The following is a 9,833-nucleotide window of genomic DNA, read 5'->3' on the forward strand; positions in this document are numbered from 1 at the left end:
TGCTCATGCGGACGTGCGACGGACCAACTGCCACGAAACGCTGAAAAGGGTAGGTATTGCGCCCGGTGTTGCCGAAATCAATGAGATCAGATGATCGGCAAAATGGTCGTAGTGGGCCGTTTCAGGACCGATCGTCGTCAATGCCGTATGACTGAATTCGCCCTCGTCGATATTGCCACACCCGATGACCGCTATGTCGCCCGGCACGGAGAGCCCGGCCTCCTCGAATGCGTGCAGGGCGGTCACGGCGGCAAGATCGGATTCGACGAAAAGCGCGGTCGGCCGGTCCATGCGGGCGGCCAGCGCCGTGACATTGGCAAACGCAGCCTTGCGCGCCTCTGCACCGCCGATCACAAGGTCATCTCGCAGCGGAAGGCCGCGTGCTTGCAGGAAGCTGTGATAGGCGGCGTGACGGCTTCCGTTCACCGCTTGGGGGTTTAGAAACCTGCCGACGGTGTCCAGGTCGTCACGAACGCCGCACGATGTGTTCCGCAAGGCGATGGGCCTCCTCGGCAATCGCCAATATTATGCCTGATTTGCGCGTGGAGGCGAAATCCAACCCGGCGAAGTAGATGCCTGGCAGGGCGGCCACGCCATCCTCGTGAACAGGCTGTCCTTCCGGGTCGAGCAGACCGGAAAGCCTCACCCAACTGAAATCGCCCTTGAATCCGGTGCACCACACCACGGTCGTGATGCCGGACTCGGCAGCATCAAGAGAACGGACAGCCGGATTCGGCAGCTGCGCTGCGACAGTCTCCGCTGGGTCGGGTTCCGAAACGGGGGCATCGATTCCGGAGCGGCTGATGTATTCGTCGATATAGCGTTTGACGTTGGCGGAGGCCTCATCCGCAAAACGAACATGCTCTTCGAGATCGTCGGCGAATGACAGACGGCCGTCATCTTCGACGCCTGCGAACCGCCCCAGCAGCACGACACCTTGGGCGCCGAGCCCTTGCAGGCTTATCGTGTGTTCTACCCCAAGCAGACCACGAGGTGGAATGCGCCGCGCAAGTCGAATGATCTCGTCTCGACGCACGTCGAGAAATCCGCTTTCGACGAGCCAGAGCATGATGTCGCGACCTCTGTAGTGCCGCGAGAGCCGCCCGACCCGGCTGGTGGCAAGGAAGACTGTTCGGCCTGCTTCCGCCAGTTCTTCCGCGATCTGGGCACCGGACTGGCCGCTTCCGACCACCAGCACCGCTCCAGCCGGGAGATCAGCGGCGCTGCGATAATCAGAAGCATCGATCTGGCGCAGGCCCGGCGGCAACGCAGCGGCCCAAACTGGGCGCACCGGACAATTCAAGTTGCCGCTGGCGATCACCACGTTGCGTGCCAAAAGTGTTCCGCGCGAGGTGATCAGCCGATAGCCGCCATTCTCGTGCCCGCCGGCGAGCTCGGTCACCACAGTGTCCGGTTCGACCGGCAATTCGTTTCGCCTGGCGAAATCCTCAAGCAGGGCGACGAACTGGTTGCGCGTCAGGGCACCGAACGGATCCGAACCGTCATAGCAGTCGCCGGGCATGACGGTCTGCACGTTGGGCGTATTCATCCGGAAGGAATCCCACCGCTGGGTGCGCCAGGTCTCTCCGATGCGGCCGCGCTCCAATACGGCATGGCGCAAGCCTTGCCGAGCCAGCGAATAGCTGACGCCCAGACCGGCCCAGCCGGCCCCGACTACTACTGCATCAAGGACGTTGGCATTATCCGTCATTTGCCGCGGATCCGGAGGCTAGCGCCGTTGCAGCGCTGTGAGGCGGCACTGGCGCCATCAGCGTAACGCCTCTGCCAACGGACAACCGCCAAACAGCGGCCGATGCTGCCCGAACCCATTCCCTCGATCTGCATGGTTTCGCCCCCGACGCGAGGGCACGATAACAGTTTTATCGGGTCACGGCACGATCAAATACTCATCCGAAACCGGCAATGGTTGCGGCTTAACCTGGAAAGATTGTGAAACCGCCATCGACACGGATTACCTGCCCGTTGATGAAGCGCGCGCGCGGACCGGCGAGGAAGGCCACCGCTTCGGCGATCTCTTCAGGCTCCGCATACCGGTTCAGCGATTTCTTGCTCGAATCCATGCGCTGCGGATCGACCACGCGACTCGCCTGGAACCGTGCCGTCTTGGTGGCGCCAGGGCTTACCGCATTGACGCGTACGCCATCGTCGATCAATTCCTTGGCGAGGCAGCGCGTATAATGGACGACGGCCGCCTTAAGCGTTGAGTAGACCACCTCGGGTGAGCAGCCGATATGCGCTGCCGCCGAGGCGATGTTGATCACCGAGCCCGAGCCCCGCTTGACCATCGGCGGAACGAACGCCTGGCAAACCAACATCGTGCCGATGAGATTGTTCTCGGTTAGAACCTTGATGTCGTCGTAGTCGATGTCGAGTGCGTTGTTGGGACTGGGCTTTACGCCCTTGGCGCCGATGTCGCCGCCGGCGCAGTTGACCAGAATGTGCACGTCGCCGAGGTCCGCCTCGATCTTCCTCTTCATTTCGGCGACAGCTTGCTTGTCGCCTATATTGCCGGTGACCGCGGTCACCCGTGTCCCATGCTTCTCCAAGCCCCGGGCAGAGTCGCCGAGGTCCGCGAATTCACCATATTGAGATGGCCGGGCCCAATCGAGGTCGTGGACCGCGACGTTTGCGCCAAGTTCGGCCAAGCGGTCGGCCATCACGCGGCCGAGGCCGCGTCCCGAGCCGGTGACGAAGACGGTCAGGCCGCTGAGGTCTCGGGTGGTCATGCTGATCTCTCCATTGCAATGAAACCGAACTTCTTCATATTGGCGGCGCTGCGGCGGATCATGTCGAGCTCATACGAAACGAGCGCGCCGTCATTGTCGCGCTCCCATGGCGTGCGGTAGTCGGCGTCGTCCGCAAGACGGTTCGCGCGCGCAGCACTCAGGCAGGCCGCGAACTCGCGTGCGGTCTTCGGCGCATATCCGTTCCACCAGTCGTCCGTGAGACAGCGAACGTGACGGGCCTCCAGCGCGCCCGGTTCGAGCACCGCCGTCAGCGTGTCGTGGTGCTCGCCAAGGATGGCTGCCAGTTCGCCAAAAGGCACGGCGCCGTCGCCGATCGCGCAGCGGACCAGACGGTAGCCCTCATCCGTGAACTGCACGCGATAGTCCTTGAGGTGAACGTGGCGGACATAGGGTGCGATCCGCTGCGTGAAGGCAAGCGGCGCCTCGCCGACAGGAAAAGTGTTGCCGGTGTCGTAGGTGATGCCGACGCCCGGTCCGCCGAGCTCGCAGAACGCGACCAGTTCGTCGCTGCCGAAGTCCTGATGGTTCTCGATGCCGAGTACCCGGCCCTCGGCCGCCGCACGCGGTCCCCAATCTGTCAACGCAGCGCGGATCGTCGTATTGAACTCACTCCATTTCCGGCCCCAGGCGTTGCGGTCGCCGCACAGGACAGGCGTCAGTGCGATACGGATCGTCGTCGCCTCGAGCAGGCGCGCAGCCCGAAATGCGTTGTCCAGCGGACCTGCCACCAGCAGCCCGCCGCTCACCACGGGGACAATATCGAGCGCACTCATACGCTTGCGCAGCGCGACGATTTCGGCATCCGGCAAGTCGGTCAACCAGGGTTCGTAGATCTCGAGCGTGCGTGCGCCCAGTTCCTGCGCCAGCGCGATGAAGCCTTCCAGTCCCACGCCGTCCGGATTGTGCCGCGGCGTGCCACGGCCCTGCAGTCCGAGATAGTAGGTCAGTCCGTAGGGGTTGAGGCCGAGACGAAGCATCAGCTTGGCGGTTCCAATGGAGGGCGGAGAGGGGTCACTAGCGCAGGCCGGCATCGACGGTGATGGACTGCTTCGTGATCATGCGGCTGTCATCCGCTGCCAGGAAGAGCACGGTCCGTGCAATCTCCTCGCCCAGGAGGACGCGACGGATCAATTGCCGCTGCACCGTCTGGTCGACTGCCTCCTGCGTCTTGAACCACAGCTCGCGCTGCCGCTCGGTCATGACGGCGCCGGGTTCGACTGCATTGACGCGGATGTTGTCGGGTCCGAACGACCGCGCCAACGCACGCGTCAGCGCCACCACAGCCCCTTTGGCGGTGGCGTAGGCCACCATCTGGTCCGCTCCGAAACGCCAGGCAATGGAGGAGAAGTTTATGATCGAGCCGAAGCCGAGTTCCTGCATATGCGGATGCACAGCTTGAGCGGCGAAGAAGTGATGCCGGAGATTGATGTCGAAGCTGCGGTCCCAATATTCGGCCGTCACTGCGTCGATGGGATGGCGCTGATCATTGGCAGCGTTATTCACCAGGACGGCGACCGGACCAAGCCGCGCGCGCACGCCTTCTACCGACGCCTTTAACGCATCGACGTCGGTCACGTCGCAATGGAGATATAAGGGAGCCCGCCCGGCGGCACCGCCGAGCTCGCGCAGCAACGCCTCCGCTGGTTCGTCCTGCACATCGAGAAAGGCTACCCGGGCGCCATTCGAGGCGAAGGCGCGGACCATATCGGCGCCGATGCCGGAGGCGCCGCCGGAGATCAGCACGACCCGATCGGCCAAGCTCGGATAGGTTGCGAATTGTACGGACATCAAATTACAGAAGCGCCTTGGTTGTTGGATCGAACAGGCAGGCGCGCGACATATCGATGCCCAGCGTTATCGTCTCGCCCATGACGGGAGCGTCGTCCGGCTCGAAGCGGCCGGTGATCTCCAGGTCACCCAGCCTGAGCACGGCAAGCGTCTCGGCCCCGGTCGGCTCGACCAGCTCGACCGGCGCCTGCATGGACGCCACAGCAGGTTTGCGCGACTTCAGGTCGGTCGTGAAACGGTAGATGTGTTCCGGCCGGATACCGAGCACGACGTCCTTTGGCGCACCGGCGGGCATCGGCGCAGCAAGGGCAAGGCTGGCGTCGCTGCCGTCAGCGGCGCGTACCGAGATGCTGGTCGAGCCGGTAAGCCGCGCCGGGATGAAATTCATCGCCGGCGATCCCATGAAACCGGCAACGAACATGTTTGTCGGCCGGTCGTAGATCCGCTTCGGCGTGTCGAACTGCTGTACCGAGCCCTGGTTCATCACCGCAATGCGGGATGCAAGCGTCATCGCCTCGACCTGATCGTGGGTGACATACACCGTGGTCTTGCCGACGCGATGGTGGAGCTTCTTGATTTCGGTACGCATGTCGACGCGCAGCTTGGCGTCGAGATTGGACAGGGGCTCGTCGAACAAAAACAGCTTCGGGTCGCGGACGAGGGCACGCCCCATCGCAACGCGCTGCCGCTGGCCGCCCGAGAGCTGGCCAGGCTTGCGTTTAAGCAGCTGTTCGATCTGCAGGAGTGCGGCAACGCGCTGGACAGCTTCCGCTTGCACCGCTTTGGGCACGCCGCGGCTTTCCATGCCGAAGGTGATGTTCTGGCGCACCGTCATCGTGGGATAGAGGGCGTATGACTGGAACACCATCGCAATGTCGCGGTCCTTGGGTTGCACCGAGTTCACCAGCCGGTCGCCGATCCAAATCTCTCCCGACGTGACGGTTTCCAGGCCGGCAATCATGGCGAGCAAGGTTGACTTGCCGCAACCCGACGGACCGACAAGCGCGACGAATTCTCCGGTCTTAGCCTCGAGATTGATGCCGGAAAGAATCTCGAGCGAGCCGTAGCTCTTGTGAAGGTTGCGGATCATCAACGCGGACATGGGCGACGCCTCATTTGATGGCGCCCTGCGTGAGGCCGCGCACGAAGTATTTGCCACCGAACAGATAGATCAGCAGCGGTGGCAACGCGCCGATCAGCACGGCTGCGCTCATCACATCGTAAGCACGTGCAGTCGTGCCGCCGGCCGTGAGCGCGACCAACGCCGCCGTAATCGGCTGCTGCTGGCCCGACGTGAAGACGACGCCGAACAGATACTCGTTCCAGATGCCGGTGAACTGCCAGATGACGGTGACAATCAGAATGGGCGGCGACAGGGGCAGGATGATCTTGCGGAAGATTCGCCAGAAGCCGGCGCCGTCAATGCGCGCCGCCTTGATAAGGTCGTCCGGTATGCTGACGTAGAAATTGCGGCAGAACAGGGTGGTGAACGAGATGCCCTGGACGACGTGGATCAACACCAGCCCATATGTGGAATTGGTCAGGCCGAGCTTGCCGAGCAGGAACGCCCACGGCATCAGCGAAATCTGGCCGGGCATGAATACGCCGAGCAGCATCAGATTGAAGATCAGTTCGGAACCCCTGAAGCGCCATTTGGAGAGGATGTAGCCGTTCATGGCGCCGAGAATGGTTGAGATGATTGTGGCGGGGATCGTCATCGCCAGCGAGTTGAAGAAATTGCGCTTCATGCCCTCGCAGGTACCGCTGACACAGTAGGATCCCCAGGCCTGCGCCCACGCATCGAACCGGAAGCTGCGAGGTACGGAGATGAGGCCGTTGCGGGCAATCTCCGACTGCTCGCGCAATGAGTTGAAGATCACCACCAGCAACGGCACGAGATAGACCATCGCGAAAAGCGCCAGCACGGCATAAACAAGGAAGCGGCTCCAGAAATGCCGGCGCGTGGCTGCGGCAGCTTCCGGATCAAAGCCGGTCGGATTGGGGCGGGCCGGGTCAAAGCTGGCATTGGGGGCAATTTCAGCCATTGCGGCCCTCCGCCCGCCGGCGCCAGACGATCCACAACGAGTACGGCACCAGCACCACCGCGACTGCCGCGAGCATCATCATCGCCGCGGCGGCACCCTCGCCGATTTGCCCGCGCTGGAACATCAGGTCGTAGACATAGATGGCGGGGAAGGTGGTGGACACGCCTGGCCCACCCCGCGTCAACGCCGCCACCAGGTCGAAGGTCTTGATGGCGAATTGTATCTGAATGACCGCCACCGCCAGGAATATCGGGGCGATGGTGGGCAGGATGACCCTGCGATAGGTCCGGAAAACCGACGCGCCGTCGATTTGCGCGGCTTTGACGAGATCCGGATCGACCGACCGCAGACCGGCCAGGAAAAGTGCCATCGCGAAGCCGGACGACTGCCAGATACCGGTGATGATCACCGCATAGATCGCCGTGTTGCGGTTGGCCGTCAGGGCGAAGCTGAAGTCGGTCCAGCCAAGCCCGCGAACGAAGGCCTGGATACCGTCGACAGGGTTATAGAGCCAGCTCCACACCGTACCGGTGACGATGAAGGACACCGCCAACGGATAGAGGAAGATAGTGCGCCAAACCGCCTCGCCGCGGACGCGCTGGTCGATCGCGATCGCGAGCAGCAGGCCAACCGCCATCGAGCCAACGATATAGAAGCCGCTGAACAGGAAGAGATTCGTATAGGCGATGTTCCAGCGCCGGTTTGCCCAGAGCGAAGCGTAATTGTCGAGGCCGACGAACCCATAGGTCGGCAACAGCGACGAATTGGACAGCGAGATGTAGAGCGTCCAGAGCGTGAAGACGAAAACATAGACGAAGCTCGCCGCTATCGACGGCGCCAGCACCAGAATGGGCGCCATCGTGCCAAGGCGCTCGCGCCACGGACGGGTCGTGGCGGCTGCGGCCGGTACAATCAGGTCATGGGTGGACATCGGGCTGCTCCGGCGAGGTCTGGCCGGGCGCTTCGCCCCCGGCCATCATCGGCAGCGTCACTTCTGCGCTTCGGCCGCATCCGCCATCGCATTGGCCGCGTCCTGCGCACTCATGTCCGGCGTTGCTACAAACTCGGTGATGCTGTCCATGATCGCGCCGCGGACCTTTTGCGGCACAGTCATGTTGTGCGCCATCGAACGCACGAGCGTGCCGGCGGAGATCGAGGCTTGCAGATCCTTTTGCGAGAGTTGCTGGCAGGGATTGAAGCCGTTCGAAAGATCGACGTCGAGGCGGGCCGGGATGGATCCTTTTGTCTGATTGAAAATGGTCTGGAACTCGGGCGACAGGATGATGCTGGCAAGCAGCTTCTGCCCCTCGATATAGTCCGGGTCCTTCTGCTTGAAGAACACGACTGAGTCTGAATTCAGGATGAAGCCAGGCTTGCCCCAATCGGTCGGTGCCTGGGCGCAGACATAGTCAGTGCCCTCCTTGAAGCCGCCAGCCGTCAGCAGGCCGATCGTCCAGTCGCCCATGATATGGAAGGCGGCCTCGCCGCGGCCGACCAGGTGCGACATGGTATCCCAGTCACGCCCATTCATGCCGGGGTCCATGTACTTCGAGGTCATGGTGCGGAACTGCTCGAAGGCCTTGACCATGCCGTCGCTGCGCATGGCATCGACGTCGCCCTCGACGAAAGCTTTCTTGTAGAGATCGAGGTCCTGACCGTACACGACAACTTCGAAAACCGTCGAGTCGGTCCAGTCGGCGGTCGAGTGCGAAATGCAGATCTTGCCGCTGGCCACGATCTTGTCGCAGGCGGCGTTGAATTCCGCCCATGTCTTCGGCATCTCGGTGACGCCCGCGTCCTTCATGACCTTCGGCGATGCCCACAGCCAGTTGATGCGGTGGATGTTCATCGGCGCCGCCACCCAATTCCCGGTCGGCTTCATCACCGGCAGCAATTCGGGAGCGACGACCTTCTCCCAATTTTCCGCCTTCGCCAGGTCGTCGAGATTGGCTGTCATGCCCGTCTCGTTCCATTCGGCGATCTCGGGGCCTTTGAGCTGCACAGCGGGAGGTGCGTTGCCGGCGATCACATCGGCACGCAGTTTGGCCAATGTGTTGGCTGTATGGCCTGCGATCGAGGTCTGCTGCCAGGCGCCGCCCTTGGCGGTAAACATCTCGCCGAGCTTGGCGATAGCCTGGGCGTCCGATCCGGTCGCCCATTGGTGCAAGAGGTTGGTCTTGGGCTCCGCGAGTGCTGTTCCGGTAAGCAAGGTGAAGGCGGTAGCGGCCGCAAAGGCCGTCCTCAGATATTTCATCGTTTCACTCCCATATGTGATGCACGGTTCGTATCGACCGCTTGTGGTCCGCGATTTGAGATCGTGGCCGGTGAGATGCAGTAATCTCCGTTCTTTCCAAGATGACATATTTGGGCTATCAGTCAACGTCCTTTGTGCTCATCATGAACAAACCTTCGCTTAGAAATTGGCTGATCGACAGGCCGTCCGCGTCGCCGGAGAGCCTGATCGTCCGATGCCTGCGTGAGCGCGGCGTGCTTTCTGCATCGCAAATTACCCGCATTACCGGTTTGGCGCGGTCGACGGTTTCAACCGCGCTCAATGGCTTGAGAAAATCGGGGATGGTGATCGAATCCTCGGCCCATCATGACGCGGCCAGGGGTATTGGCAGGCCTGCCACGGCATTGACGCTCAATCCCGCTGCGGGCACCTGCGTCGGCATCCATCTGGGCCTCGACGAAATGCGATGCGTCGTCGCCGACGTCTCGCATTCTTTCATTGTCGAACAAACTATCCCCATGGGACTGGACTACCAGCCGCAGCAGGCGGCCCAGCTCGCCAAGTCAGTAATTGCCCGATGCTATGAAGAGAACGGTCTGCCGATGGCGGGGCTCCTGGGGGTTGGGGTCTCCGTCTCGGGCCCAGTCAGCCGCGAAGGAGTGGTGCTGCGCGCGAGTATCGTTCCGACCTGGGCCGGGGTCAACATCCGCGATGTGTTCGGGCCGGTCCTCGAACAGCCGATCTTCGCCGACAATGAGAGCAACTGCTCGGCCATTGCGGAGCTGATGTGGGGGGCTGCCGTAGGCCAGGACGATTTCGTGCTGTTCAAGGTCGATCTGGGGGTCGGCGGGGCCATTGTCCAGCATGGCCGGCTGGTAAGCGGCATCGCCGGCGGCGCCGGCGAATTCGGGCATATCAGCATCGATCCCGGCGGTGACCTTTGCCGGTGCGGCAATCGCGGATGCCTGGAGCTCTATGCCAGCTTTGCCCGGCCGCTCG

At 62.4% G+C, this 9,833-nt stretch carries 10 protein-coding genes; 1 reads left to right on the forward strand and 9 read right to left on the reverse strand.

The features are described from left to right. Positions 1-3: 3 nt before the first annotated feature. From NKH43_RS06480 to NKH43_RS06520, 9 genes are all read right to left on the reverse strand, one after another. Entirely contained in the window at positions 4-495 is a 492-nt protein-coding gene (locus tag NKH43_RS06480) for a substrate-binding domain-containing protein (protein ID WP_198030514.1), read from the reverse strand. Then, a complete protein-coding gene (locus NKH43_RS06485; protein WP_352857095.1) occupies positions 467-1,711 on the reverse strand; it encodes a flavin-containing monooxygenase in 1,245 nt (414 codons plus the stop codon). The genes NKH43_RS06480 and NKH43_RS06485 overlap by 29 nt, the downstream gene beginning before the upstream one ends. Before the next feature lie 223 nt (positions 1,712-1,934). Then, positions 1,935-2,747 carry an SDR family NAD(P)-dependent oxidoreductase gene (locus NKH43_RS06490; protein WP_352857097.1) on the reverse strand — a complete coding sequence of 271 codons (813 nt, stop codon included), beginning with the start codon at positions 2,745-2,747 and terminating at the stop codon, positions 1,935-1,937. After that, positions 2,744-3,745, reverse strand: coding sequence for a sugar phosphate isomerase/epimerase family protein (locus NKH43_RS06495; protein ID WP_023720286.1), 1,002 nt, complete (start codon positions 3,743-3,745; stop codon positions 2,744-2,746). The genes NKH43_RS06490 and NKH43_RS06495 overlap by 4 nt, the downstream gene beginning before the upstream one ends. Before the next feature lie 37 nt (positions 3,746-3,782). Further along, positions 3,783-4,556 carry an SDR family NAD(P)-dependent oxidoreductase gene (locus NKH43_RS06500; RefSeq protein ID WP_023720287.1) on the reverse strand — a complete coding sequence of 258 codons (774 nt, stop codon included), beginning with the start codon at positions 4,554-4,556 and terminating at the stop codon, positions 3,783-3,785. Between the two features lie 4 nt (positions 4,557-4,560). Beyond that, positions 4,561-5,658 (reverse strand): ABC transporter ATP-binding protein, encoded by a 1,098-nt coding sequence (locus tag NKH43_RS06505; protein WP_023720288.1) that lies wholly within the window; start codon positions 5,656-5,658, stop codon positions 4,561-4,563. Between the two features lie 10 nt (positions 5,659-5,668). Next, a complete protein-coding gene (locus NKH43_RS06510; RefSeq protein WP_023720289.1) occupies positions 5,669-6,601 on the reverse strand; it encodes a carbohydrate ABC transporter permease in 933 nt (310 codons plus the stop codon). After that, the gene (locus NKH43_RS06515) at positions 6,594-7,532 is read right to left on the reverse strand and encodes a carbohydrate ABC transporter permease (protein ID WP_352857099.1); all 939 of its coding nucleotides are present in this window, start codon (positions 7,530-7,532) and stop codon (positions 6,594-6,596) included. The genes NKH43_RS06510 and NKH43_RS06515 overlap by 8 nt, the downstream gene beginning before the upstream one ends. A 57-nt stretch (positions 7,533-7,589) precedes the next feature. Then, positions 7,590-8,855, reverse strand: a complete 1,266-nt coding sequence (locus tag NKH43_RS06520) for an ABC transporter substrate-binding protein (RefSeq protein ID WP_352857101.1) — start codon at positions 8,853-8,855, stop codon at positions 7,590-7,592. Between the two features lie 233 nt (positions 8,856-9,088). Here NKH43_RS06520 and NKH43_RS06525 point away from each other — a divergent pair. Further along, positions 9,089-9,833: ROK family transcriptional regulator (locus NKH43_RS06525; protein WP_352857103.1), on the forward strand; the 745-nt coding region annotated here is incomplete at its 3' end.

This window comes from Mesorhizobium sp. M1163 (assembly GCF_040318415.1).
Taxonomy (GTDB): Bacteria; Pseudomonadota; Alphaproteobacteria; order Rhizobiales; family Rhizobiaceae; genus Mesorhizobium.

Bases quoted from the DNA above. Each gene is read 5' to 3' on its own strand.
- NKH43_RS06495 (WP_023720286.1), bottom strand. From the start codon at position 3,745: ATGCTTCGTCTCGGCCTCAACCCCTACGGACTGACCTACTATCTCGGA.
- NKH43_RS06510 (WP_023720289.1), bottom strand. From the start codon at position 6,601: ATGGCTGAAATTGCCCCCAATGCCAGCTTTGACCCGGCCCGCCCCAAT.
- NKH43_RS06490 (WP_352857097.1), bottom strand. From the start codon at position 2,747: ATGACCACCCGAGACCTCAGCGGCCTGACCGTCTTCGTCACCGGCTCG.
- NKH43_RS06505 (WP_023720288.1), bottom strand. From the start codon at position 5,658: ATGTCCGCGTTGATGATCCGCAACCTTCACAAGAGCTACGGCTCGCTC.
- NKH43_RS06500 (WP_023720287.1), bottom strand. From the start codon at position 4,556: ATGTCCGTACAATTCGCAACCTATCCGAGCTTGGCCGATCGGGTCGTG.
- NKH43_RS06520 (WP_352857101.1), bottom strand. From the start codon at position 8,855: ATGAAATATCTGAGGACGGCCTTTGCGGCCGCTACCGCCTTCACCTTG.
- NKH43_RS06515 (WP_352857099.1), bottom strand. From the start codon at position 7,532: ATGTCCACCCATGACCTGATTGTACCGGCCGCAGCCGCCACGACCCGT.
- NKH43_RS06485 (WP_352857095.1), bottom strand. From the start codon at position 1,711: ATGACGGATAATGCCAACGTCCTTGATGCAGTAGTAGTCGGGGCCGGC.